The organism is Undibacterium sp. TC4M20W (assembly GCF_049340245.1).
In the GTDB taxonomy this organism is placed as follows: Bacteria; Pseudomonadota; Gammaproteobacteria; order Burkholderiales; family Burkholderiaceae_D; genus Undibacterium.
This window is the reverse complement of the sequence record NZ_JBMPPI010000008.1, coordinates 1-24,621: the sequence shown is the minus strand read 5'-3', so window position 1 is coordinate 24,621 and position 24,621 is coordinate 1. Positions and strand designations below refer to the sequence as shown.

Genomic DNA, 24,621 nt, shown 5'->3' with positions numbered 1-24,621 from the left:
TTCCATGAAAATATCCACGCTGATGGTGCAAGGCACGACTTCTGACGCTGGCAAAAGCACGGTGGTTGCGGCCCTGTGCCGTTTGTTGCATCGCCAGGGCGTGCGTGTCGTTCCCATGAAGCCACAAAACATGGCGCTCAACAGCGCCGTTACCATTGACGGTGGTGAGATAGGCCGCGCCCAGGCCTTGCAGGCGCTGGCTGCGGGTTTGCCTGCGCATACCGACATGAACCCGGTCTTGCTGAAGCCGTCTTCGGATATCGGCGCGCAAGTCATCATCCACGGCAAGGTGCGGGCAGACATGGATGCGCGTGATTATCATCAATACAAAACCATTGCCATGGGCGCGGTGCTGGAATCCTATGAACGCCTGCAACAGCAATATGAGGCTATTATTGTTGAAGGTGCAGGTAGCCCGGCAGAAGTGAATCTGCGTGACCGCGATATTGCGAACATGGGTTTTGCCGAGGCCGTAGATTGCCCTGTCATCCTGGTGGCAGATATAGACCGTGGCGGCGTGTTTGCCCATTTTGTCGGCACTCTGGATTGCCTGTCTGAGTCAGAGCAAAAGCGCATCATCGGCTTTGTCATCAACCGTTTTCGCGGTGATATCCGTCTGCTGGAACCTGGTCTTGAATGGCTGGAAAAAAAGACCGGCAAACCTGTACTGGCTGTCCTGCCTTACCTGCATGGCTTGCAGCTGGATGCTGAAGATGCGATACAGTCCAGCCAGGGCAATGCGGGCAAGTTCCGCATCATAGTCCCCGCCATACCGCGCATATCCAATCATACAGATTTTGATGCACTGCGTGCTCATCCCGATGTTGACCTGCAATTCATAGGTCCGGACAGGGCGATACCACCTGCCGACCTGATCATCCTGCCGGGTAGTAAAAACACCCGCGCTGACCTCGCTTTCTTGCAGGCACAGGGCTGGCAGACTGTGCTGGAAAAGCATTTGCGCTATGGCGGTAAAGTCATAGGCATATGCGGTGGTTATCAAATGTTGGGTCAAATTATCAGCGACCCACATGGTGTCGAAGGGCAGGCCGGTGATTCTGATGGACTGGGCCTGCTGGACATCACCACCGAACTGACGCAGGAAAAACGTCTGCAACAAGTGACAGGAGTTTGCGCATTCAACACCAGCACTGCACAAGTCAGCGGCTACGAAATTCATATGGGCATCACCTATGCCAGCAATGACACGCAGCCTGTTTTTACCATCAATGGCGAAGACGAAGGCGCGCGCTCACCAGACGACCTGATACTCGGCACCTACCTGCACGGCCTGTTCGACCACCCAGAAGCTTGTGCTGCCTTGCTGGCCTGGGCGGGACTGGAAAGCGAGCACACAGTCGATCTGGCGGTCTTGCGCGAGCACAGCCTCAATAGGGTGGCAGATGTGTGCCAACCTTTATTGGAAAAATTGCAGCTTTTAGATTGAGAATGCTTTTGGAAAATTAATATGAAATCTACGTCAAAATTACAGATCATTTGTATACTCGCCGCTTGCTCAACAGCCAATGCAATCAGCCTCGAAGAAACTCAAAGTTTTGTAGTGAAAAGGAACGTCTCATATTCAGTTCCCATGAACTTTGATATGGCCGTCAAAGAGTCCTTGGTTTCAATTCAAGTGACAGCGCTGAAACAATTTCGTCTCGGCGGGAAAAATTGGAAATGGGAAAACCCCAAATTTAAAGACTCGTATAAGCAGGCAACGAAAGATGTTGCTGAAATATTACGAGATAACTGGAATCGTTGCACTTTGCCAGTGCTTGTTGAAAATTCAAATTCAGGTGAATCACTGGCGAATGCTTATAAATACGCTATGCCCAAAAATCTTACTGAAGAAGAGTTTGAAGAACTGAAAGCATTTTATAAATCTCCAGTTGGAAAAAAATACCTTGCATATATTTCTTTTGCAAAAAGAGTTTATATGGATGCTGACGTTGCCAGGCAAAAGAGGGATCTCGAATTTCCTGGATATTTCGATTCCCAAGTAAGCGTAAAATCTAAATCTGAAGAAATACAATTTTTGGTGGCGGTGTATAAAGCCTTACGCATAACAGTTGATTCAGAAAGATTCGCACAAGAAATGGCGTTCAATTTGTCTTTTTTACCGAAAGTTTACGCCGAATTAGTCAAATTTTTGAGTCAAGAAGAAAGAGAAAAAATTAACCATTTTTTAAAGACTAGCGCCGGACTCAAAGAGGCAGATTTGATTGATGATTGGGCCGGAAAATTTGGGATGAATCTGTATATGGCGGAAAAAAAATGTAACGACGAAAAGAAATTGTCTGAGTTGATGAAAAAATGGGAACCATAATGAAATACGGCTCCTTATTTTTTCATTAAGCTAAGCGCCCTAACACTATCTTTTATTATCTTTATGCGAAATAGGCAATAGTTGCAAAATCCCAAAAGCGATTTCAAACACGGTAAAGGCCAGTATGATCTGGCTCGCTCCATGAGCAACCGCATATAACTGCCACATGCTGAACAGGACGCGTCCGGCAGCATCATAGCGGCCATATTCCATGCGCGTGTCACGCAGGCGCAAAATGGCCCAGATGGTGACGATAGACCCCAGCAAGTTCGCCATCAATACATGGGCTGCAGCAAAAGCGGGGAATTCTCCTGCAATACCCAGGCCGCTATTGAGTTGTGACAGGCTCTGGTGAACCAGAGCAAAACTCCACGGCGTAGCAAAGCCTATGGTGACGATCAAGTCATACCAGGCACTGGCGCGCACGATGCGCAAATAGGTTTTCAAGTGCATATAGTTTCTCCAAAATTAAGATAAGCGATGTTGAACCCTGGTGTTTACTCCATGGTCAAGCTTTTATTTGCAATTGATGAAGTTTGATGTAGGTCAATAAAATAACAAAAATCCTTTATTTTAGTTTCCTTGGAAACTAAAATATCAACATTGAGCATATTCAGGATTTGGCGATGAGCAAAAAAAAGATCAACGCGTCACACGATTCATCCATTAAGGATGCGGTCAGTTCGCTGGATTCACATGCCGGTTTTTGGCTGCGTTTTGTCTCCAACCATGTATCGGCCAGATTCGAGGCAAGTGTGGCGGCGGAAGGGGTGTCTCTTTCTGAATGGGTTGCATTGCGCAGCTTGTTTGATACCGGGGCATCTGACCCCGCTGCATTGATGCGGGAATTGGGAATGACCAAAGGCGCTGTATCCAAGATCATTACCCGCCTGGAGCAACGAGGGCTGCTGTCCCGTCAAATATCTGCTACTGACAAAAGGGCGACGCAAATTCTATTGACGGTAGCGGGGAAAATTTTGGTGCCAAAGCTCGCAGCCTTGGCAGATGAAAACGACGCACTGTTCTTTGGGCATTTGTCTGGTACTCAGCGTTCGGAATTGATCGCTCTGATGAAACAGATCGTCGATATACATGAGTTGAAAGTGGTACCTGTCAAATAAACGGTTGAATAAGTGAAAACCATGAATGTAAAACCAAGGAATACAAAATGGAAAATTCAGTATTGCAAACGATAGAAGCAGTTGCCCATGACTCTTATGCAGGCAAGCTGACTTTTGGGCATGTAGTTGGCAGCTTGATGGCGGTGGGAGTAGAGTCATATTTTGCAGATTACCGCACTGGCAATACCAGCTACTACATGGCAGATGGCAGCGTGCACGTGGTGGCCCTGGGCAAGAAAGATCACACTATTCCCATGGCATTTGATGCGCGAGTCCTGGTTGAGGCTATCCGTGGCGCACAACGTGATGAAGTGCGGTATCCAGAATTTATACGACTATCAATGGTGGCAGGTTGCGTAGGCTACATAGTCTGGATGGCGGGGAGACATGTCAGCTATTTTGGTCATGCGGGTGAGGTGCATGTCGAGTATTTTTCCAAGGCAAATTAAACTTGAATTTGCTGCATCCCTTGAAACTTGAAAGATGAGTTTGATTTAAAAAGCCTTGGCTTCAGCTTCCACTTCAGGATTATTTTTAATGGGATAAAACTTATTCCGCCGCTTTTTCTGGCTTCCAGTCTTTGGCCAAGGTTTGCGCTTCAGCGACTTCCTCCTTGCTCATTTTTGCGGCTACAAATTTCCTGAAAACTTCGCTGTCATCATAGTCGCCTGCCAGGATCAACCACTTGTAGGCTTCAACCAGATTAACTTCTGTGCCGCGGCCTTTCAGGTAAATCAAACCTAGCTGATACTTTGCGCTGGCATTGTTTTGATTGGCTGCCAAGCGGAATAATTCTTTGGCTTTAGCATAGTCGCGTGCCACACCTGTACCTGTCACATACAATATGCCCAGACTATATTGGGCATCTGCATAACCTTGGTCAGCAGCTTTTCTGAACCATGATGCAGCAACACCGTGATTCGACAGCATGCCTTTGCCTTTGGCGTACATCCTGCCTATATTCACTTGTGCCCTGACATTGCCCTTGCTGGCCGATTGCTCGAACCAGTTGAGTGCCTGTTTATAGTCTTGATCTACGCCTTCGCCATTCAAGAACATCAGCCCGAGGTTGAATTGCGCATCTGCATTACCCTTTGCTGCGGCAGCCTTGAATGAGTCAAGTGCAGAAGCAAAGTCGCCTTGTTCGTAATAGCTGACGCCATCCGTGAAATCATCAGCCCGTGCATTGCCAGTTGCCAGCATGCAGGCCAATATAAAGATGACGGGATTAAATTTGCGCATGATGCGTCCTTGATGGAGGGCAGGTGGTTAGCTGCAGTATTAGCACCTTCATTTTAGCAAGCAAATGCTGGATTTGCATCCAGCAGTCTCTGACAGCTCTTGCACAATGAAAGAACTTATTTCTTTCCAGACAAGCCAGCCTCCAGTGCTTCAACAAACTGATGCACATGATAAGCATCGACCAATCCATGATGCACAAAAATTGCGATCGGCAACATCAGGCGTTGATGTTGCTTGAAAAATTTGCCAACGGATATCTTGGGCACGCTGTCCTTGCGGTCATATTGCCGTGCATGTGTCAGGCCAGTGAAGCTGATCCAGGGTATGGCAGAGAAGTGGATCACATCTTCACGTGCGCACTCATCGTTGAAGCAAAGGCCGCTACTGTTCTTGATTTTATCCATGGCGATGTTTGCACCGGCAGCGAAAGCGGCAAAATCCTTTTCATAATAAATGGGGCAAAAGCCGAAAGTATGGTCGGAACGTTGCACGGTCGCATTTGCGTGTATCACCTCGTAATCGAACACTTTGCCGTCTTCTATGCGGTAGCGCATGGCATCGGTGCGCATCATGGCACTTAATATCTGATGCAGATAAAACAGGAAGAAGGATTTTTGTTCTTCCTTGCAATACTGGTAAGCCCAGGTGCAATCCACATTCAGGTTCAGGCCATGGAAGGGTTCATCCATTTGGGAAAAGAAGGCGTAATGTTCGCGTCGGTTCCAGTTTGCTATGTCTAACTGCTTTTTCATATCCAGGTCATTCAAAATAAAAAAGGGGCAGAAAATTCTGCCCTCTCATCATAACCTGTCAGATGGTGTTGATTCAACGCATTGCGGCAATCATCTTTTCGAGCTTGACGGTGTCGGCACAGAAAGCACGTATGCCTTCTGACAGTTTTTCTGTCGCCATCGCATCTTCATTGAGATCAAGACGGAAAGTCTTTTCATTCATGCTGACTTTTTCCAGATCAGACGAAGCTGCCAGCTCCTTGCTCAGTTTTTGCGTGACATTGCTAGTGCTGTCGCTGAGTTTTTGCAAAAGATCAGGGCTGATGGTCAGCAGGTCGCAACCTGCCAGCTCCAGGATTTGTGAAGTATTGCGGAAGCTGGCACCCATGACTTCTGTGTTGTAGCCAAATTTGCGATAGTAGGTATAGATTTTTTTGACGGACAAGACACCTGGATCATCTGCACCAAAAATTTCCTGACCTGTCTTGTTTTTATACCAGTCATAGATGCGGCCTACGAAAGGCGAGATCAATTGCGCGCCTGCTTCAGCACAGGCAATCGCTTGTGCCAGGCAGAATAGCAGGGTCATATTGCAGCGTATGCCTTCTTTTTCCAATACTTCGGCAGCGCGTATGCCTTCCCAGGTAGAGGCAATTTTGATCAGGATGCGGTCACGCGGTATGCCTGCGGTTTCATACATGGCGATCAGTTGGCGGCCTTTGGCAATGGTGCCAGCCGTGTCAAAAGACAGGCGGGCGTCGGTTTCAGTAGACACGCGGCCCGGGATGACTTTTAAAATTTCCAGGCCAAAAGCGATCAGCAAGTGATCGATGGTTTCATCGATGGACTTGCCTGCTGTGTCCTTTACGGCTTTTTCCAGCAAAGGCAGGTATTCCGGTTTTTGCACGGCTTTCAGGATCAGGGATGGATTAGTCGTCGCGTCGCGCGGTGCATAAGCCTGGATAGCCTGGAAATCGCCAGTGTCAGCGACTACGGTGGTGTATTGCTTGAGTTGTTCTAATTGGTTCATGGTATTTGCAAAAGTAGGGGCAAAATCAAAAAAATCAGGGCAGTACCGCTATTGAGGGCTCACCTGCAACAATATCACCAATCACAGCAGCTTCCAAGAAGCCGCCCTGACGGAAAATTCTTAAAACATCTTCAACAACTGCCGGATCGCAGGCAACCAGTAATCCTCCCGATGTTTGCGGATCAGTCAGCAAGGCTTGCCGGGCGGGACTGATCTGTGCGTCGAACTGCACAGATGAGCCGTAGGCTGCCCAGTTACGGGCAGAGGCACCGGTGATATAGCCATTTGTGGCCAGTTCTTCCACATTCGCCAGCAAAGGTATTGCTGACATATCCAGCCGGGCTGCCAGTTTCGATCCACGGCAGACTTCCAGCAAATGGCCAAGCAGGCCAAAGCCGGTGACATCGGTCATGGCATGCACGCTGTCAAGCGCAGACAGGGCCTGACCGGGTTTGTTCAGTTTGGTTGTATTGGCGATCATGGTGGCATAACCCGCCTCGTCCAGTGCCTGCTTTTTCAGTGCGGCAGACAATATACCTACACCCAGCGGCTTGCTGAGTATGAGTTTGTCGCCTGCCCTGGCATCGGCATTGCGTTTAACCCTGGACGGGTGAATTAGACCCATGACGACCAGCCCATAGATGGGCTCTACAGAATCGATGGTGTGACCACCGGCAATAGGTATGCCAGCCTCGGCGCAGATGGTTTCACCGCCCTGGATAATCTTGCTTATGACGTCCAGTGGTAGCTGATTGATGGGCATGCCGACCAGTGCCAGCGCCATGATGGGGGTGCCGCCCATGGCATAGATATCCGAAATGGCATTGGTAGCAGCGATGCGGCCAAAATCAAAAGGGTCATCGACGATGGGCATGAAAAAATCGGTGGTCGCGATCAGTGCCTGCTCATCATTGAGTTTATAGACGGCGGCATCGTCTGCAGTTTCTATCCCCACCATAAGGGCAGGCGGTACCGGAAAGCCTGAGGATTTTTTTAGTATTTCAGCAAGTACGCCGGGCGCAATCTTGCAGCCGCAGCCGCCGCCATGCGAGAAAGAGGTTAGTCGGACGGGGGCGTCAGTGTCTTTACTCATGAGACATTTTTACTTTTTATATGGGTCAGATTTGCTGATTATACGCCGAGCCAGTTAGTGGACTGTAACAATGAAAATCGGAGCGCTTGCCATGTGCGCGACGATCATGGCTGCGTTGCAAATGCTCGCGATAGCCCCACTATCGCTGTGCTTTGCGTCTTGCCCTGATGCGCCGGGCACATGTCCTTCGCTCTCGATTTCACTGTTACAGTCCACTAGTATAAAAAAAGCGACCACCAAAGTGATCGCTTTTTCATGATATTGCTTATGCAGCAATGTCTATGTTGTTCGCTTTACCAGGTAAAGCTATTGGCAAATTAATAGTCGCCAAACGTACGACGTGCACCGCTATCGTTAGAGCGATTGCCTTTGTAGCCGCCGCCTTCTTTACGTGGGCCAGCGCTGGTACCAGTCGATGCACCAGCTGGTTTGCTGAAGCTGCGTTGACCTGGCTTGTTGTTGCCATAACCACCGCCACCACCTGCGCCAGCACCTGTTTTACGAGCATCGCCTGGTTTCCAGCCGTTAGGCTTGCGGGCTGCAGAGCGTGCTGGTGCAGCAGATTTCTTAGGTTCAAAACCTTCGATGACATCGACAGGTATCAGTTGCTTGGTGAAACGCTCGATACGTTTGACGTGCATGCCTTCAGCATGGTTCACCAGGGAAATCGCCAGACCTTTACGACCAGCGCGGCCAGTACGGCCAATGCGGTGGACATAATCTTCAGGGAATTTAGGCAGATCGTAGTTGAATACGTGCGTAATGGCAGGAACGTCAATACCGCGGGCAGCAACGTCAGTTGCGACCAGTACACGTACCTGGCCACGGCGCAATGCGTCCAGTGTGCGGTTACGTGCACCCTGGTGCATGTCGCCATGCAGGGCAGCTGCAGCGAAACCAGCGATGTTCAGGCGGTCAGCGATGGTGTCTGCATCACGTTTGGTGGCTGTAAATACAACAGCCTGATCGACAGTAGTGTCGCGCAGCAGGTGATCCAGCATGCGGTTTTTGTGGGATAGGTCGTCCACAAAGTGAACGCGTTGCTGGATGTTTTCATGCTTGCTGGCAGAGCCGGCGATCTGGATGACCAAAGGCTCAGTCGTGATGCGTTTTGCCATGTTACCGACTACGCCATCCAGTGTTGCAGAGAACAACATGGTTTGACGTGTAGGAGGTGTGGCAGCAACGATTTTTTCGATATCGTCGATGAAGCCCATGTCCAGCATGCGGTCAGCTTCGTCCAGAACCAGCATTTGCAGTTCAGAGAAATCGATCTTGCCAGATTCCATATGGTCGATCAGACGGCCAGGTGTTGCCACCAGAATTTCTGGATTGCGGGACAACAATTGCATCTGTTTAGGATAAGGCATGCCACCCAGAATGGACACAGCCTTGATACGGCGTGAATAAGCGCTGTATTTGTCAGTTGCTGTGGTGACTTGCAAAGCCAGTTCGCGGGTTGGTGTCAACACCAGCATTTTTGGTTTTGCAGCAACAAAACGTGGTTTGTCGCCACGTGAACGGGCAGCCTGACGTTCTTGATTAGGGGTTTTGCTGCTGGCAGCGTCGTAGCTGACAACTTCAGCAGTAACCAGTTTATGCAAAGCAGGCAGCATGAAAGCGGCAGTTTTGCCGGAGCCGGTCTGGGATGAGACCATCAGGTCACGACCTTCAATCGCGGCAGGGATTGCCTGTTCTTGTACCGAAGTTGGCTTGGTATAGCCAGAGTCAGTCAGAGCGCGGATGATATTGACGTGGAGACCTAGTGCTTCAAAACTCATGAATTTCTTTCGTGATTGGGACGTTTGCAAAATGCGGCAGCAATGCCAAGCTCACCGGTGATAAGGCCGGTTTGCAGCATGTTTTGCCGGAACGATTGCTTCTGTCCCAGTATAAATTAGCGCGTTGCTAACGAACGCGCGCAACAATGCAGCGCCAACCAAACGAAATGAACACAGAAAATCCAACAAGGGACGACAATGAAATTTCGGCACAAAAGCTTTGCGCCGGGATGATGTCTATGGATTACTACCAGACATGCGAGGCGGGAGGGCTTTTACATGCACCATCCTGAGGATGTGCACAGGCTTGCGATGCTACTTGGTTCTACGCTGAAATTTATATTGCAGCGCAAAAAACGAAACTATACAGGATTTTTCAGGAAAAAGCAGCCAGTTTCAAAGAATATCTTGCACTGACCTCAAAATAAACGCCAACAAAAGTGCTGCCAGTAAAAATCAGCTTCCCCTCGAACATCAAAACGGAAGCGCTTTTCTTGCCAACCCAGGGCAAACAGGGATAACACCTGATCGTAGTAGGCATCAGTCTTGATCGGCTGGGCCTGCAGGCGTAATTGCTGCTGCACGATGGTCTTTTGTACGCCTTGCGCTTGCAGGAAGGGCAACAGTGCAGCACTAAAACCGCTGGAGCCGGGGCCATTGATGTCGCCAGTCAGGATGTCGATATATTCTGGCGGATAGGCTTTGCTATCCACGATCTGCGCCATGGGGCGCAGCAACTTCAGCAAATTTGCGCGTTCTGCATCCTGGCTTGCCATCATCCCAGTCCACAGATAAATACGGATGGCATTGTAAGCACCCTGGCCTTTTTCTACACCCTGGGTATCTGGCAGGAAGCCTTTTTGCGCATCATAGATAATCCAGTCGGCGGCGTAGCCTTTGGGGGCACTGCCAGCAATCAGGCGTACTGCCGGGGCGACCATGCGCTTCCAGCGTTCATCGCTTTCTTTTTGCTCAAACCAGCGCAGCAAAGGCAGGGGCAGGTAGCTGGCGTTGAGCTTCCATTGATTGTTTGGCAAGTTAAAGCCGCTTGGTGCCGGCAACAGGCTCAATCCCAGTCCGGGCAGTTCTGCTGTTTCTTCATTCAATATTCTTTGTGCCAGCAGGCTGGACAGGGCGGCATAGCGTTTTTCTTTCCAGACTTCTCCGGCAACGCCGAGGCTATAAGCTATCCACAAGTCGGCATCGGAGGCGGGATTTTTATCGATGATGCCCCAGCTATTGTCTTCACGCTGACCCCATTGCCAGGCGGGCAGGCGGGCAGTCAGGTCACCTGCTGCAAGGTTGTTCTCTGTCCAGGTCAGGATGCGTTGAAATGTGGCCTTGTCGTTGGCACTCAGGGCAAAGAACAGGGCATAAGCCTGGCCTTCAGACGTTGTTGGTTTGCGCGCACCGCTATGGTCGATCACGCGGCCATCATCAGCAACGAAAGTCTTCCTGAATTGTTCCCAGGCTGGCCACGGGTCATTGCAGGATGCTGCGAAAGTGTTGTTGGAAGTCGCAAGGAACACACTGAAGAACAGCAGTAATAAACTGCGTGCAATAGAAAAGACAGTGTTTGGGATATTGGACATGGTGGGGATTGCTTCATTCATGCCAATAGTATAAGGCTAGTACGGGATACATGTGCAAGCATCCCGTACCGTCTTTTAAATGCAGGACTGCTTACTTGTCGTAAGAGTCTGCGTTCAGGCCCATGACGTGCGAGAAGCCGCCATCGACATAAGTGATTTCACCAGTAATGCCATTCGCCAGAGGTGACAGCAGGAAGGCCGCAGTATTGCCCACGTCTTCGATCGTCACATTACGGCGCAGCGGTGCGTGTTCGGCAACAAAGCCCAGCAATTTGCCAAAGTCCTTGATACCGCTGGCAGCCAGGGTCTTGATAGGGCCGGCAGAAATACCATTGACGCGTATGCCTTTTTTGCCCAGATGTTCTGCCAGGTAGCGTACCGATGCTTCCAGAGAAGCTTTTGCCATACCCATGGTGTTGTAATGCGGGATGGCACGGATAGCACCCAGGTAAGACAGGGTCAGCAGGGCAGAGTCTTCACGCAGCAGTGGCAGCGCAGCTTTTGCCATTGCTGGGAAGCTGTAAGCAGAAATATCATGCGCAATGCGGAAAGCTTCGCGGGAGAAGCCGTCAAGGAATTCACCGGCAATTGCTTCACGTGGTGCAAAGCCGATAGCATGTACCAGGCCATCAAGTTTGTCCCAGGATTTGCCCAGGTCAGCAAACACTGCTTCAATTTGTTCGTCGCTGGCAACGTCACAATCAAAGATTAGTTTGCTATCAAATTCAGCCGCAAAATCAGTAATCCTGTCTTTGAAACGTTCGCCTACGTAGGTAAATGCCAGTTCAGCGCCTTCGCGTTTGCATGCCTGGGCGATGCCGTAAGCGATAGAACGGTTGGACAGCAAACCGGTGATCAGAATTTTTTTGCCTTGCAGAAATGCCATGTTGACTCCAGATATGACCGCAATATGCTTAAGGCTCTCGGGGCAGCAAGATTGAAAGCCTTATTCTATTGCGCTGTGGGTTTTATTACTTGTTGTTTCTGCATCAGGTTTTTGCCTTGATGCGTAACGCTTACATTGCCGCCTTTTCCGCAACAGGTCGGAATTGTAGTTGCTCTCACCGAAAGGGGCAAATGCTAAGTTTGCCTGTGCTTATCTGCATCGATACAAAGTACCTTTGATCAGCATAGGCGCTCATTTGAAAAATGCGGTATTTTTGCTTGAAATTGCCACAAGATCGCCTTTCGTGTTCACAAAATACGGTTTCTTGTCTTGCTATAGCACAAAGCGCATCTCCTTTAGCAGTGCCCCGGGCAGGATTGCGCCACCCGTATGTCGTTGCCCGTAAGAACGGTCATCCATGATGACTTCGGTTTCCTGGCTTAGCGCCAGCAGGTTTTCTCCCAGCATCTTGAACAGAGAATCATCAAAGCGCATGACATTTAATGGCGCGATGATTTCACCGTTTTCTACCCAAAAGGTGGCAAAGCGTGTCATGCCGGTGATGCGGCAAGTGGCACGGTCAGAAAAATTCAGGTACCAGAGATTGGCGATATAGATACCCGTACCCAGCTCTTTGAGTATGTCTGCATTTTCTAACATGCCTGCCTGCATGACCAGCGATTTTGCTGATTCATCTTCTGGCGCCCCGTTTGTTTGCAAGGAATATTCCTTTGCGCTACGCGGAGAAATCATGCTGCCAACCAGTTTGCCCGTCTGTATCAGGGGAATTACTTCGGGCTTGATAAAGCCTTGCGCCTGAAAGCCTGGTTCCAGACCTGCACGACTGTCTTCACAGATATCCACCATGGCATGCATGCTGGCTTCGCCCGATTGCAAGCGGCGCAGGCAGCTATGGCGGGTGCGCAAAGACTTTTCGGACAGACCACCCCAGTTCAGCATCATGATCAATTCATTCAATGCAGCCGGACTGAGGTAAGCGCGGTAATTGCCAGCAGCTACTGTGATGGGGGGGCGTGCCAGCAGGGCCAGCTCTTTGCGGGCGGCGGCGAATTTACTGAGAAATGCTGACTCATTCCAGGTGAACCCGGCATAGTTGGATTTGACGGCCTTGTCAGTCGCATAAAACAGACTCCAGTCAAAATTGACATTGCTGGTTTCATACCAGTTGCGCTGACCATGGGAATTGGCAAAGCCGCGATATTGTGTACCTGTAGTCAGCAAGCCCACCATGTCTACATCTTTTGCGGCGGCCAGTATCTGTTCCAGCATGCTGGCTACTGGTGGCAGGGATGATGGCAGAACCTGTGTGCTGTCACTGATTTCAGTGGCTATCATCAGGTGCGGGTCAGCTGGCAAGTCTGGTAATTGCGCGCGCAAATCCTGGATCGCGGTATTGATGGTAGGTAAATCTGCGTCTATTTCGCCACTGAGATTGAAGCTCATCGCAGCATGGGTTTTCCCCTGTATCAATTGCAGGTTCAGTATCAGTTGGAAAACGTGGCCAGGCTGGCGTATGGCGCTGCGGTTGAAACGCACAAAATCACTGGACTCTGCGGCCAGCCAGGTGGTACTGACTTCATTCGCCGCGAGTTGCGTTTCTATATGTGTGGCCAGGGACAGGAAATAACTTTGCATCAGGCTTCACCTCCAAATACTTCTACCTGATCAAACAGGCAGGCCGGCGAAGCGTGGCCTACGCGTATGACTTGGGATGGCTCACCTTTGCCACAGAAGGGCGTGCCCATGACTGCCAGCGTAGAGGCATCACCGACCATCTTTAGCGAACGCCAAAAGCTTTCTGAGATGCCGCGATAATTCGGGTTCTTGACCAGTTCCTGCAATTTGCCATTGCGTATCACTTGCCCGTATTCACAACCGAACTGGAATTTATTGCGGGAATCATCAATAGACCAGGACACATTGGTATTCATCAATACGCCGTAGTCAACACTGGCTATCATTTCATCGAGGCTGCTGCTGCCTGCTTCTATATTCAGGTTGGCCATGCGGTCTATAGTTGGGCGGTTCCAGTCACAGGCGCGTGAATTGGCGACGCCTGCCATGCCAGCACGTTCCTGGGAAAGGGCGCTGCCCAATGGTTTTTCCAGTATGCCGTTTTTGATGATCCAGGTTTTTTCTGCAGTACTGCCATCATCATCCCAGCCAAAGCTGGCAAATTGTTCGGCACGGCTGGGGTCATAGGTAACGTTCAGCAATTCAGAACCATACTGAAAATGACCAAACATGTCGGGCGTGACAAAGCTGGTGCCAGCGAAATTGCGCTCATCACCCAATATACGGTCCAGTTCCAGCGGGTGGCCTATGGATTCATGAATTTGCAGCATCATCTGCTCAGGCATCAGCAGCAAATCCATGCGGCCACTCGGGCAGTTCGCTGCATGCAGTAGCGCCAGTGCTTCTTCTGCAATGCGTTTGCCTGCGCCATAAAAGCCAGACTGCTGCAGAACTTCCATGCCACCCTGGCGGCAGAAACCATTGTATTGCCCTCCCAGACTGCGCGTCTGGGTTTCTGATCCTTCATTGGCGGTGACGCTGAGATTGGGGATCAGGTAATTGAATTGCTGATGGATGTCAGCACCTGCGCTACTGATAAATAGCTGCTCAGTTTGTGTCACGCCTATGGATGCACTCCAATCTACAATCTTGTCACTGAGATGCGATGTGGCGGATTCCTGCATCAGCAAGGCAATCAAATCTTTCCTGGTCCAGATGGATGCGGCTGGACCTTGATATTGACCAAGCACAGCGGCCTGCGGGATTTGGCTGAAGTTCGTAACCGTTTTACCCGCACTGAGCCTGGCCCAATGCAAGGCATGCTGCATTGCAGTATTCAATCCATTGCGGGATAAGTCGCTGGTTGCGGCATAGCCGTAGCCACCATTATGAATAATGGTCAGCATGGCACCATGGCTGCGGGCATTGCGCAGCGGTTGCAATACATTTTGTCTGACCAATAACTCTTCACTGCGCTCATCCACTACGCGCATGGAGCAAAAATCAACAGCGGGCATTAATTCCCGGAATAAACTTCTTAACGCTTCCAATCCTGACTCCAGTGAATATGCGGCATACGGGATATGCGGGAGGTTGTGCCTGTTTCGTCATGGTTTCGTCACGGTTTCGTTATGTCGCAGGCGAATGCCATCTTGCCAGTGTTTGCAGGATTGGTCAAAAATATAAGTGTAAGGGGATTTTTCAAGCAGGGAGAATGCGAACCGGCAGTCAGCCGGTTCGCGGTTACAACTTAGTGTTGCAAGCCTTTTGGTATCGCGTTCAGCAAAGTCCTGGTATATGCCTGAGTCGGGTTCAGATACAGATCATCAGAATTGGCCAGCTCGACAACCTTACCCTTGTTCATCACCATGACCTGGTCGGCAATGTATTTGACCACCGCCAGATCATGCGAGATGAAGATGTAGGACAGGCCAAATTCTTCCTGCAAATCCTGCAGCAGGTTCAACACCTGAGCCTGCACAGATACGTCCAGTGCGGATACTGACTCATCACAAACCAGCACTTCTGGTTTCATTGTCAGGCAGCGGGCAATCGCGATACGCTGACGTTGGCCGCCCGAGAATTCATGCGGGTAGCGGTGAAAAGCAGCAGCAGGCAGACCGACTTTTTCGAGCAACTGATAAGCCATGGCAGAGCGTTCACTGTCGTTGGCACCGATATTATGGATGTGCATGGGTTCCATCAAAATCTGGCCCACCGTGAAGCGTGGGTTCAGCGAGGCATACGGGTTCTGGAAAATGATTTGTATGCGGCGCTTGTAGTGATGGAATTCCTTGTTTGACATGGACAGGATATCCTTACCTTCAAACAAGGCCTGGCCAGAGGTGGCCTGGTGCAGGCGCATCAGTGTCAGGCCCACCGTGGTTTTGCCTGAACCTGATTCTCCCACTACACCCAGGGTCTTGCCACGCGCGAGTTTGAAAGACACGCCTTCGACGGCCTTGAATTCTTTTTTGCCAAAGAAGCCTTCGCGGGAGTAGAAACTCTTGCCCAGGTCTTTGACTTCGAGCACGATTTCTTCATCACCCTTGAGACCACGCGGGCGCTGTTTTTGATCAACCAGCGCGCCGTTGTTATTCATGAAATCAGCAATGACCGGCAAGCGCCATGGGCGGGTGTCCAGGGTAGGGCGGCAGTGCAACAGCGCCTGGGTATAGGTATCTTTCGGGCTTTCAAAGATTTGTTCTACCGTACCCGCTTCGCGAATTTCACCATTGCGCATGACAATGACATGGTCAGCAATTTCACCAACCAGTGCCAGGTCATGAGTGATGAACAGCACTGACATCTTGTGTTTGATACGCAAGGCATCAATCAGGTCGATGATCTGTTTTTGTATAGTAACGTCGAGAGCCGTGGTTGGTTCATCGGCAATCAGCAATTTGGGTTCGCAGGCAATCGCCATCGCAATCATCACCCTTTGCTGTTGCCCGCCAGACATCTGGCTGGGATAGGCATCAATCTTGTTCTTTGGATCGGGAATGCCAACCTCTTCCAGCAATTCGATCGCTCGTTTTCTGGCTTGTTTTGCATCCATGCCCATGTGCAGGCGCAAGACTTCTGCAATCTGGAAACCAACGGTAAACACCGGGTTCAGCGATGTCATCGGCTCCTGGAAAATCATGGAGATTTCCTTGCCGCACAGGTCGCGTCTTTCAGCGATGCTGAGTTCCAGCAGGCTGCGGCCTTCAAAAATGATCTTGCTGTCAGCTGCGATACTGGAGGTATCTGGCGGCAGCAAGCCCATGACTGCAAGTGAGCTGACTGACTTGCCACTGCCTGATTCACCGACCAGGGCAACGGTGGAGTTGCGTGGTATTTCAAAGGAGATACCCTTGACGGTTTCCACGCTGTCTTTTTTATTGACGCGGAAAGACACGCGCAGGTTTTCTACTTTCAGCAAAGCTTGATTTGTGTTGTCTTGAATCATGATCTGTCCTTATTTCAATTTTGGGTCAAGCGCATCGCGCAAGGCGTCGGTGAACAATGAGAAGGCTGTTACCAGCACGGCCATTGCTGCGGTTGCGGCAACCAGTTGCCACCATTTACCCAAAATCAATTCATTCTGCGCTTCGTTCAGCATACTGCCCCAGGAGACCACACCAACCGGCACACCAAAGCCCAGGAAACTCAGGATAACTTCAGACTTGATAAAGCCAACAACAAGGATGGATACCTGTACCAGTGCCACATGGCTGACATTCGGGAATATGTGTACGAACATCTTGCGCCAGTGTGACGCGCCAATGGCGTCTGCCGCCCATACATATTCACGTGCCTTGTGCTTCATGTATTCAGCGCGGATCAGGCGGAAAGGCCCGGTCCAGCCAGTAAAAGCCAGGATCAGGATGATAGTGGTCACGCCTTTTTGCTGCAATACAGCTGCGACTGAAAGTATCAATAACAGGTAAGGGATGGAAGTGAAGATGCTGTAAAACCAGTTAAAGAAGTCATCAACTTTCCCGCCAAAATAACCAGCCAGCGCACCAAACATGGTACCCAGCAGGGTCGCCAGGAAGGCGGCGACCAGGCCAACGACGATGGAAGTCTCCGCGCCCTTGATGGTTTTCTTGATGATGTCGTGTCCCCATTTGTCAGCACCAAAGGGCAGGGTGGTCAGGCGTTCACCAACTACGGCCTTGCCAGACTTGGCCAGCTCAGCACGGATTTCTGCCATTTCCTTTGCCAGCGGATCAGGGATGCCGTAGTCATTCACGATGACGGCCTGATCCGCATCTGGTTGCTTGCGCAATTCACGGATAATGTCGGCCAAAGGATCGAGTGGATTCTCTGGAGGCGGCGCTTCTACCTCTGCCTTGGCGACCGTGCCAGTATCTGCACCAACAAAGCTGGGTGGCGCATAACTGACGCCGCTTTCCTGTTCCCAGTCAGAGGCGATGATGCCAGTCGCAGACAGTATCAGCGTCAATAAGAACGCAGCTACGATTGCCAAGGCAATCATGGCGACCTTGTCAGCGCGCAAACGTCGCCATGCCAGTGCCCATAGTCCGGGTGAAACTGCGTGTACAGTTGGATTTGTGATAGTCGTGCTCATGAATGATCCTTATTTCAACTGTACGCGTGGATCAACCGCCTGGTACAGCAGATCGGTCAACAAATTAAAAAACATGGTGGCTGCTGCGACATACACGGTGATCGCTTTGATCACGGGGAAGTCACTGCGTTCCACTGCCAATATCACTTCACGACCTATACCGGGTATGGAAAAGAATCGCTCAATCAGGAAGGCGCCAATCAGCAAGGCTGGCAGGTTGGACATGACGTGGGTGATGATAGGTATCGATGCATTACGCAAGACGTGCACCCATTTCACGCGGCTTTCGCTAACGCCTTTGGCGCGGGCGGTACGTACATAATCCTGGTTCACTTCATCCAGCACAAAGGTGCGGAACAGGCGCAGGTTAGGTGCTACGCCCACTGCCAGGGCAATCAGGATAGGCAGGGCAGAGTACTTGAACAGGTTCTCGGCAAAATGATTACCCCAGCCCTGTACCGGGAACAGTCCCAGTTTATAGGCAAAGAAATACTGACCGACGATGATATACACCAAGATACTGACTGACATACCGACGGTACAGGCGATCATCACGCCACGGTCTGTCAGCGAGCCGCGTTTGAAGGCAATGGCCAGCGCCAGCGCAATCGCGATGATGGTTTCGATAATCGTCAGCGGTATCAGCACTGTCAGTGAAGGGCCAAGGCGTGTGCCTATGATGGAGGAAACGGCTTCACCGGTACTCCAGCTATTACCAAAGTTGAAGGTGGCGATCTGCTTGACGAAGATCCACAACTGTACATAGTAAGGCTGGTCTATGCCCAACTGGGTGCGGATATTGGCAATCTGTTCGGCATTCGACATTTTGCCTGCCAGGATATAGGCCGGGTCGCCACCCACCCAGTTAAACAGAAAAAACACTAGCAGGATGACACCCAGCATCGTGGGTGCCATCTGCCATAAGCGGCGCAGTATATAAGCGGTCATGTTTGTCTCTCGGTTTTCAAATTTCAGTTAGTCTGCTGCTCATTTTTTTGTCTATTTGTTCTTGTCGATGTCTATCTGCATCCATTCTATATGCATGATGGGGTGTTTCTTATGGCCGATTACGCGTGGCTGTGACAGCATCATGCGGTGGCGCGCATAACCCAAACGTTGAGCGCCGTACAATTCCATGATGCGTGTCATCTTGTGATACAACAGGTCGCGCTCTGGCCCCGGAGCCAGTTTTTGTGATTGTTCATACAGCTTGTCATATTCAGGAATAGTGACGCAGCCATTATTATTCATGTGAATGTTTTTACCGTAAAACAGTTGCATGAAATTATCGCCATCCGGATAGTCCGCTATCCATGGTGAAATGCGCTGCATCAACTGGCACTGCTTTTCTGCTTTGAGGATTTCAGCAAAGGGCCGGAATTCGGCACGCATCCTGATGCCTATGCCGTCATAGGATTTTTTCCAGACTTCAGCCTGTAAATGGCCGCGTGATTCGGTCTGGGCAGTATGCACAATTTCCAGCGGGCTACCGTCTGGCATGGTGCGATAACCATCCTTGCCTTTTTTGTAGCCGAACTTGTCGAGTAGTGCATTGGCAGCGGCGGGATTATATTGGATGCTGCTTTTGTAGTTGGGGTCATGACCCACTACGCCAGGGGGGATAGGATATTGCAGGGGAATAGCATGACCATTATCGACGATGCGAATTTCTTCTTCGACATTGTGTGCCATGGCCATCGCCCTGCGCAAGGCGACTTTCTCTTTGCTCAGGCCACCAAATACCGGGTCTTGCATATTCCAGTAATAGATAGTCAGCTCGGGGTCGACAATGCGTGACATCTGTATGCCGCGTTTGACAAATTCAGGTTTCAGGTCAGGACCATTCAATACCTGAGGTGCCAGGCCGCCATATAACTGGAACAGATCAATTTCATCTTTCTGGAATGCCAGCAGGCGTGACTGATCTTCCAAAATCACATTGACGACAACGCGACCGATTTGCGGCATGCGTTTGCCTTTCATCGCGGCGATGATTTTCTGGTCATTGGGGTCAGAGCTGGCCTGGAAGTCCCATATCGTTGTATGGAAATCAGGGTTCGCATCCAATATCATTTTCGAGCCGCGTACCCATTCAGTCAGTTTGAAAGGGCCGGTGCCTACCGGGTTTGCCATGGCAGCACCCTGTACATCCTGATATTTTTCTATGACTTCGCGGGCAACGGCAGACATGGCGGTGTAAGCCAATATCATGGGCAAGTTAAAGTCAGGGCGCGTCAGGTGTATGCGCAGGGTATATTTGTCGATGACTTCCAGGCCGGGTACTTTGGCAGAATAATCAAATTTGCCGAATTTCTTTGCCTGTGCTGCCAGTTGATCCAGGCCCGCGATCTTGTCCTCTAACAGCCAGACATGGGTAGAGGCGATTTTCGGGTCCATGATGCGTTTAAATGAATACACATAATCATCCACCGTCAGTTCACGTTTTTTGCCATTGAAGGCCGCATCAGGGGTGAAGTAGATACCTTTCTTCAGCTTGATGGTATAGGTTTTGCCATCTGCAGAAATCTCTGGCATGCCATCGGCGGTTTCAGGAATGATTTTTGCCGGGCTGGCCAGGTAGTCGTAAGTGAACAGGCGTTCAAAGATCGCTTCATTAATCGCGTTGGAGTACAGGTCACGTGTTGCAGCAGGATCAAAGCCAGTCTCGGCAACAGGGAAAATGGTGCGTAACACTTTTTCCGGATCAGCAAATTCAGGTTTGGCGGCCTGCGCCTGCAGGGGCAGGGTAGATGACATCAGACCGGCTAGTGCCAGGCAGATAGCCATACCTGTTCTGGTCAGCTTGTGCTGAAACGGATAAGTGGACTTCATTAACGAGTTCTCCTGCTATTTTGTACGATGGTAAAAGTGAATATTGAATCAAACTAAAGCGCTGAGCCGGGCTTAATGTTTTTCTACATCAATGAAGGCCCAGTCAGAATGCAAGATGGGGTGTTTTTTATATCCTGTGATCCAGGGGCGGTATAACCAGCTACGGATGCGGGAAGTGTGCACAATCCATGGTGTATCAGCTTCAACCTGACGGTTCATTTGTGCATATACTTTATTACGCTCCTCACCCAGCGGCAGCGATACTGCCTTGCGGAACAATGCATCATAAGCAGGCGACTCATAGCAGGCATGGTTGCCGGCACCGGCTTTGGGACCGTAGAGCAATTGCAGGAAGTTCTCACCATCAGGAAAGTCAGCATTCCAGGCACCGCCCCACATATTCAACTTGCAGGCGGAAGCCGCTTTCAGATTGTCAGCGAAATTACTGACCGGGAATTCTATGCGCAAGCCGATTTTATCCAGGCCACGTTTATAAATTTCAGACTGAACTTTATAGATGGCTGCGGGTTCCACGGTTTTTTTGAGGGTGAGCGGGCTGCCGTCAGGATTATTTCTGTATCCATCTGCTCCACGTTTATAGCCAAAATGGTCGAGTAGTTTATTGGCCAGCTTGATGTCGTAAGCCAGGCTGCTGCGATAGGCAGGGTCATAGCCAACCACATCTTTAGGAATAATCATTTCCGAGCGTATGGCCTGTCCCAGGCGCATCTGGGCGATTTCATCCTCATAGCTGTAAGCCATGCCTATGGCGCGACGCAGGGCGATTTTTTCCTTGCTGTAGCCGCCAACAACGGGGTCACGCATATTGAAAATTGTGAAGACAATGCCAGCATCTGTGACCCTGTCCATCTTGATGCCCTGATTTACCAGTTCAGGTTTTAAAGCAATTCCATCCAGTGCTGCCGTTGCCGCGCTTTGCGGCAGCTTGTCAATATCCAGTTGCGAATCCTGAAATGCCAGCCAGCGTGATTGCTCTTCTTCTATGATGCTGATATCGACTTTGCCCACCTGAGGCATTTTCTTGCCCTTCATTTGTTTGACGATTTCTTCATCGCGGGCGCTGCCTGTCGATTTAAAATCCCAGGTGTAGCCACGGTATTCCGGGTTGGCGGTCAGCACGATCTTGCTGCGTGGCAGGTACTTCTCCACCATATAAGGCCCGGTACCGACTGGGTGCAGCCCAGTCTGGTCACCATAAGCTTCGATGACTTCTCTCGCCACCGCACCAAAGCCACCATAGGCGACGACATACAGGAAATTGTAATCGGTCGCTTTTAATTCTATTCTTAATGTGTATTTATCAACGGCTTTAAGGCCGGCAACCGGTGCATCATAGTCAAACTTGCCTGTTTTCTTTGCTTTTGTGGCGATGTCATCCAGGCCGACAATCTTGCCTTCGATGAAGCTGGCATTAGGCGAACGGTTAACCGGGTCGAGCAGGCGCTTGAAGGTGTAAACATAGTCTTGCGCTGTCAGCTCATGTTTTTTATCCTTGAATGCAGGGTCCGGAGCAAAGTAAATGCCGGGCTTGATCTTGAAGGTAAATACTTTTCCCTGTTCGGTCACTTCTGGCATGCTTTCTGCTGATAGTGGCAGGAGGCGGGCGGGGCGTGAGAGGTAGTCATAACTTAGCAAGGGTTCGAAGATGGCCTCGCTGACCCAGCCAGAATAGAAATTCTGGGTTTTGGCCATATCAAAACCATCATCTGCGGCTTCAAAGGCTTGCCTGACTACTTTATTGAGGTCTGCAGGATTGGCTGCCTGAGCAATCTGCAAGGGAAATGTCGATAGCAGCATAGTGAAAATGCAAGCAACTGTCTGGTGACGCATGAACATTCTTTAACCTCATTGTTTGGTAAAACAAATTCGTCTGGCGAGTGTGACCTGTATAAGCATGGATCAGGCCCGGTGAGCAAAACGCAGTTTTGCACGTTAAATCCAGGACGGAACATAAACCGTATAGATTAATTTACATATTGCAGGTGCAAATTAATTTTCCTCACGATTTGCCTGGCAGCTTTTTCCGCTTCAGTTTTAAAAAGCCGTAACCATAACGCAAGAGTCTTATCGATGGGAGAAGGAAAGAAATTTTTATTTCATTGTCGAATTACATGGTGTGACAATTCTTTTCAATTTTGGGTTTTTGAGTGCATTTTGGCAATGGGTGCGCATTGTTAGGGGGATTATGATGGTGCCGCGCACCATTGTGGTGCGACATTTGCACGCAACTTTAGATAGTTTGGTGCCCGAAAAAAGGCTCAAAAAAAATTAAATTCTGGTGAGTGAGGGTCTGGGCGAATTTCTCAATGTAATGAAGTGTAAAAAAAGCTGCATTGAAATAATTTATGCTGCATAGCACAAGAAATTAGGTTTCCTTTGCGGGTGTTTTTTTGGCAAAATGCGCCATGTTGTTTTTTGGCAGGGCTTAAAGTAAAGCACTTGACAGTTTCTGGGCATAAGTGGTTTTATGCGCCTTCGGAAAAATTTCTGACGACTAAATTTACATTTTCCATGCGGTAAGTTCGTGCTTTTTTACATGGGAACGTAAATAGTTGTTCTGATAAAGATGAAATGACTGTAGCGTTTGACTTTGCTGCAGGTAATAAAAAATTTTCTGCTTTGCATCGCTGGTTTAGCCACTTATGGCACGGAGAATCTGGTGGCGGAAATATGATTAATATTTTTTATTACTTGGTCAGGTATAAATGGCGTCAGTAGAAGCTGGTGCTTTGGTTGCAGGCAGAATTAAATAAGTCAGTTTTATCAAAAACCTCGATTTATATTTTGACGAGCCCGCAGCTTATGAATTTATAAGTGGTTTTGTATCGGTATGGCTTTTTATTGATACACAGCATTTATAATCACTTTTTTGTTTGAGATGTTTTGACTTGCGTCAGACAGTTGACCTTGTGGTAGTGGAGGAGCAGTAATGGATTTTTCAAATCGCCAGCAAGAGCCGGGGAAGAAGTTTATAGGCTTGGGGCTGGTTATCGCATTTCACGTACTGGTGGTATATGCCCTGGTATCTGGATTGGCGCGCAAAGCGATGGAAGTGGTGATCAAACCAGCAGAAGTCAAGCTGGTAGAAGAAGTGAAACCACCGCCACCGCCACCAGACACACCGCCACCACCGCCACCGAAATTGTTGGCCCCGCCGCCACCGTTCATTCCGCCACCGGAAGTACAGGTACAGCCACAGCCACAACAAACGCCAGCGATTACTGCGGTCTCCAATGTCAAGCCAGATAACCCGACCTTGAACAAGGCCCCGCCAGTGGTAGCGGCACCGACAGAAGCCAAGGCCACAGGCCCGGTCACCATACCAGGCGTCATCGACTTCAACGTCGGTGGATGCAAACCGGAATATCCACGCGCCTCCCTGCGCAATGAAGAAACCGGAACCGTCCTGTTGTCCGTATTGATTGGTGCAGATGGTACAGTGGCCGACGTCAAGATCGACAAATCCAGTGGATTCCGCGGTCTCGACAATGCGGTGAAATCCCAGTTGATGTCAGGTTCCTGCAAAAACAAACCAGGTACCGTCGATGGCAAACCACAACAGACCTGGGCCAAGGTTCAGTATGTATGGAAGCTCGAGTAATCAGGAATCCCAGGCAAGAGCAGTTGATCTACCAGACTGCTCTACCCAAGAAAATGAAGCAAGAGATGGTTCAGATCGATTCGTAAAAGATAAGTACCAGGCAACAAACAAACCAAGTAATACATAAAAACAGCAGTAAGCAATACCAACCTTATTTTGTTAAAAGGAAGCACCTCAATGAAAACCCGTTTCTCCGCATTCCTGGCTGCAACACTCCTGGCCTTGACAGCCGCCGTTGCCGTCGCCCCTG

At 49.9% G+C, this 24,621-nt stretch carries 21 protein-coding genes; 5 read left to right on the top strand and 16 right to left on the bottom strand.

All coding sequences use genetic code 11. The features are described from left to right. The first annotated feature begins 4 nt into the window (after nucleotides 1–4). Entirely contained in the window at nucleotides 5–1,447 is a 1,443-nt protein-coding gene (locus ACO0LL_RS12145) for a cobyric acid synthase (protein WP_422951125.1), read from the top strand. A 21-nt stretch (nucleotides 1,448–1,468) separates the two neighbouring features. Continuing rightward, the gene (locus tag ACO0LL_RS12140) at nucleotides 1,469–2,329 is read left to right on the top strand and encodes a DUF2059 domain-containing protein (protein WP_422951124.1); all 861 of its coding nucleotides are present in this window, start codon (nucleotides 1,469–1,471) and stop codon (nucleotides 2,327–2,329) included. A 45-nt stretch (nucleotides 2,330–2,374) separates the two neighbouring features. Here the strand turns inward: ACO0LL_RS12140 and ACO0LL_RS12135 are convergent, their stop codons facing one another. Then, complete coding sequence (locus tag ACO0LL_RS12135) at nucleotides 2,375–2,782, bottom strand: hypothetical protein (RefSeq protein WP_422951123.1); 408 nt, start codon at nucleotides 2,780–2,782, stop codon at nucleotides 2,375–2,377. A 173-nt stretch (nucleotides 2,783–2,955) separates the two neighbouring features. Here ACO0LL_RS12135 and ACO0LL_RS12130 point away from each other — a divergent pair, with 173 nt between their 5' ends. Together ACO0LL_RS12130 and ACO0LL_RS12125 are read left to right on the top strand one after the other, a co-directional pair. Next, on the top strand, nucleotides 2,956–3,450 hold the full coding sequence (locus ACO0LL_RS12130) for a MarR family winged helix-turn-helix transcriptional regulator (protein WP_422951275.1): 495 nt from the start codon (nucleotides 2,956–2,958) through the stop codon (nucleotides 3,448–3,450). A 47-nt stretch (nucleotides 3,451–3,497) separates the two neighbouring features. Further along, nucleotides 3,498–3,899 (top strand): DUF1398 family protein, encoded by a 402-nt coding sequence (locus ACO0LL_RS12125; RefSeq protein WP_422951122.1) that lies wholly within the window; start codon nucleotides 3,498–3,500, stop codon nucleotides 3,897–3,899. A 100-nt stretch (nucleotides 3,900–3,999) separates the two neighbouring features. On the opposite strand, the gene ACO0LL_RS12120 is transcribed toward ACO0LL_RS12125, so the two are convergent. The 14 genes from ACO0LL_RS12120 to ACO0LL_RS12055 all read right to left on the bottom strand — a co-directional run bounded on the left by ACO0LL_RS12120 (nucleotide 4,000) and on the right by ACO0LL_RS12055 (nucleotide 22,600). Beyond that, nucleotides 4,000–4,692 carry a tetratricopeptide repeat protein gene (locus ACO0LL_RS12120; RefSeq protein WP_422951121.1) on the bottom strand — a complete coding sequence of 231 codons (693 nt, stop codon included), beginning with the start codon at nucleotides 4,690–4,692 and terminating at the stop codon, nucleotides 4,000–4,002. A gap of 116 nt (nucleotides 4,693–4,808) precedes the next feature. Continuing rightward, nucleotides 4,809–5,444: a CatA-like O-acetyltransferase gene (locus tag ACO0LL_RS12115; protein WP_422951120.1), complete on the bottom strand. Its 636-nt coding sequence runs from the start codon at nucleotides 5,442–5,444 to the stop codon at nucleotides 4,809–4,811. Between the two features lie 73 nt (nucleotides 5,445–5,517). Then, nucleotides 5,518–6,453, bottom strand: a complete 936-nt coding sequence (tal, locus tag ACO0LL_RS12110; protein ID WP_422951119.1) for a transaldolase — start codon at nucleotides 6,451–6,453, stop codon at nucleotides 5,518–5,520. 34 nt (nucleotides 6,454–6,487) lie between these two features. After that, on the bottom strand, nucleotides 6,488–7,546 hold the full coding sequence (selD, locus tag ACO0LL_RS12105) for a selenide, water dikinase SelD (protein ID WP_422951118.1): 1,059 nt from the start codon (nucleotides 7,544–7,546) through the stop codon (nucleotides 6,488–6,490). A gap of 317 nt (nucleotides 7,547–7,863) precedes the next feature. Beyond that, nucleotides 7,864–9,327, bottom strand: coding sequence for a DEAD/DEAH box helicase (locus ACO0LL_RS12100; protein WP_422951117.1), 1,464 nt, complete (start codon nucleotides 9,325–9,327; stop codon nucleotides 7,864–7,866). Nucleotides 9,328–9,746: 419 nt separating this feature from the next. Then, nucleotides 9,747–10,940 (bottom strand): cellulose synthase complex periplasmic endoglucanase BcsZ, encoded by a 1,194-nt coding sequence (gene bcsZ / locus ACO0LL_RS12095; protein ID WP_422951116.1) that lies wholly within the window; start codon nucleotides 10,938–10,940, stop codon nucleotides 9,747–9,749. 70 nt (nucleotides 10,941–11,010) lie between these two features. Then, on the bottom strand, nucleotides 11,011–11,805 hold the full coding sequence (gene fabI, locus ACO0LL_RS12090) for an enoyl-ACP reductase FabI (RefSeq protein ID WP_110257315.1): 795 nt from the start codon (nucleotides 11,803–11,805) through the stop codon (nucleotides 11,011–11,013). A 333-nt stretch (nucleotides 11,806–12,138) separates the two neighbouring features. Further along, complete coding sequence (locus ACO0LL_RS12085; RefSeq protein ID WP_422951115.1) at nucleotides 12,139–13,461, bottom strand: TldD/PmbA family protein; 1,323 nt, start codon at nucleotides 13,459–13,461, stop codon at nucleotides 12,139–12,141. Beyond that, nucleotides 13,461–14,858 carry a TldD/PmbA family protein gene (locus tag ACO0LL_RS12080; protein WP_422951114.1) on the bottom strand — a complete coding sequence of 466 codons (1,398 nt, stop codon included), beginning with the start codon at nucleotides 14,856–14,858 and terminating at the stop codon, nucleotides 13,461–13,463. The genes ACO0LL_RS12085 and ACO0LL_RS12080 overlap by 1 nt, the downstream gene beginning before the upstream one ends. A 233-nt stretch (nucleotides 14,859–15,091) precedes the next feature. Next, nucleotides 15,092–16,792 carry an ABC transporter ATP-binding protein gene (locus tag ACO0LL_RS12075; protein WP_422951113.1) on the bottom strand — a complete coding sequence of 567 codons (1,701 nt, stop codon included), beginning with the start codon at nucleotides 16,790–16,792 and terminating at the stop codon, nucleotides 15,092–15,094. Nucleotides 16,793–16,801: 9 nt separating this feature from the next. Further along, the gene (locus ACO0LL_RS12070) at nucleotides 16,802–17,917 is read right to left on the bottom strand and encodes an ABC transporter permease (RefSeq protein ID WP_422951112.1); all 1,116 of its coding nucleotides are present in this window, start codon (nucleotides 17,915–17,917) and stop codon (nucleotides 16,802–16,804) included. A gap of 9 nt (nucleotides 17,918–17,926) precedes the next feature. Continuing rightward, nucleotides 17,927–18,865 carry an ABC transporter permease gene (locus tag ACO0LL_RS12065; RefSeq protein ID WP_422951111.1) on the bottom strand — a complete coding sequence of 313 codons (939 nt, stop codon included), beginning with the start codon at nucleotides 18,863–18,865 and terminating at the stop codon, nucleotides 17,927–17,929. A gap of 51 nt (nucleotides 18,866–18,916) precedes the next feature. Then, a complete protein-coding gene (locus tag ACO0LL_RS12060; protein ID WP_422951110.1) occupies nucleotides 18,917–20,749 on the bottom strand; it encodes an ABC transporter substrate-binding protein in 1,833 nt (610 codons plus the stop codon). Nucleotides 20,750–20,821: 72 nt separating this feature from the next. Next, nucleotides 20,822–22,600: an ABC transporter substrate-binding protein gene (locus ACO0LL_RS12055; RefSeq protein WP_422951109.1), complete on the bottom strand. Its 1,779-nt coding sequence runs from the start codon at nucleotides 22,598–22,600 to the stop codon at nucleotides 20,822–20,824. A gap of 1,099 nt (nucleotides 22,601–23,699) precedes the next feature. Here ACO0LL_RS12055 and ACO0LL_RS12050 point away from each other — a divergent pair. Then, on the top strand, nucleotides 23,700–24,371 hold the full coding sequence (locus tag ACO0LL_RS12050) for an energy transducer TonB (RefSeq protein WP_422951108.1): 672 nt from the start codon (nucleotides 23,700–23,702) through the stop codon (nucleotides 24,369–24,371). Nucleotides 24,372–24,412: 41 nt separating this feature from the next. Here the strand turns inward: ACO0LL_RS12050 and ACO0LL_RS12045 are convergent. Continuing rightward, a partial coding sequence (locus tag ACO0LL_RS12045; protein ID WP_422951107.1) for a hypothetical protein occupies nucleotides 24,413–24,621 on the bottom strand: 209 nt, incomplete at its 5' end.

Excerpts from the sequence above, each read along its gene's own strand:
- ACO0LL_RS12145 (WP_422951125.1), top strand. The coding sequence starts at position 5 with ATGAAAATATCCACGCTGATGGTGCAAGGCACGACTTCTGACGCTGGC.
- ACO0LL_RS12140 (WP_422951124.1), top strand. The coding sequence starts at position 1,469 with ATGAAATCTACGTCAAAATTACAGATCATTTGTATACTCGCCGCTTGC.
- ACO0LL_RS12135 (WP_422951123.1), bottom strand. The coding sequence starts at position 2,782 with ATGCACTTGAAAACCTATTTGCGCATCGTGCGCGCCAGTGCCTGGTAT.
- ACO0LL_RS12130 (WP_422951275.1), top strand. The coding sequence starts at position 2,956 with ATGAGCAAAAAAAAGATCAACGCGTCACACGATTCATCCATTAAGGAT.
- ACO0LL_RS12125 (WP_422951122.1), top strand. The coding sequence starts at position 3,498 with ATGGAAAATTCAGTATTGCAAACGATAGAAGCAGTTGCCCATGACTCT.
- ACO0LL_RS12120 (WP_422951121.1), bottom strand. The coding sequence starts at position 4,692 with ATGCGCAAATTTAATCCCGTCATCTTTATATTGGCCTGCATGCTGGCA.
- ACO0LL_RS12115 (WP_422951120.1), bottom strand. The coding sequence starts at position 5,444 with ATGAAAAAGCAGTTAGACATAGCAAACTGGAACCGACGCGAACATTAC.
- tal (WP_422951119.1), bottom strand. The coding sequence starts at position 6,453 with ATGAACCAATTAGAACAACTCAAGCAATACACCACCGTAGTCGCTGAC.
- selD (WP_422951118.1), bottom strand. The coding sequence starts at position 7,546 with ATGAGTAAAGACACTGACGCCCCCGTCCGACTAACCTCTTTCTCGCAT.
- ACO0LL_RS12100 (WP_422951117.1), bottom strand. The coding sequence starts at position 9,327 with ATGAGTTTTGAAGCACTAGGTCTCCACGTCAATATCATCCGCGCTCTG.
- bcsZ (WP_422951116.1), bottom strand. The coding sequence starts at position 10,940 with ATGAATGAAGCAATCCCCACCATGTCCAATATCCCAAACACTGTCTTT.
- fabI (WP_110257315.1), bottom strand. The coding sequence starts at position 11,805 with ATGGCATTTCTGCAAGGCAAAAAAATTCTGATCACCGGTTTGCTGTCC.
- ACO0LL_RS12085 (WP_422951115.1), bottom strand. The coding sequence starts at position 13,461 with ATGCAAAGTTATTTCCTGTCCCTGGCCACACATATAGAAACGCAACTC.
- ACO0LL_RS12080 (WP_422951114.1), bottom strand. The coding sequence starts at position 14,858 with ATGCCCGCTGTTGATTTTTGCTCCATGCGCGTAGTGGATGAGCGCAGT.
- ACO0LL_RS12075 (WP_422951113.1), bottom strand. The coding sequence starts at position 16,792 with ATGATTCAAGACAACACAAATCAAGCTTTGCTGAAAGTAGAAAACCTG.
- ACO0LL_RS12070 (WP_422951112.1), bottom strand. The coding sequence starts at position 17,917 with ATGAGCACGACTATCACAAATCCAACTGTACACGCAGTTTCACCCGGA.
- ACO0LL_RS12065 (WP_422951111.1), bottom strand. The coding sequence starts at position 18,865 with ATGACCGCTTATATACTGCGCCGCTTATGGCAGATGGCACCCACGATG.
- ACO0LL_RS12060 (WP_422951110.1), bottom strand. The coding sequence starts at position 20,749 with ATGAAGTCCACTTATCCGTTTCAGCACAAGCTGACCAGAACAGGTATG.
- ACO0LL_RS12055 (WP_422951109.1), bottom strand. The coding sequence starts at position 22,600 with ATGCGTCACCAGACAGTTGCTTGCATTTTCACTATGCTGCTATCGACA.
- ACO0LL_RS12050 (WP_422951108.1), top strand. The coding sequence starts at position 23,700 with ATGGATTTTTCAAATCGCCAGCAAGAGCCGGGGAAGAAGTTTATAGGC.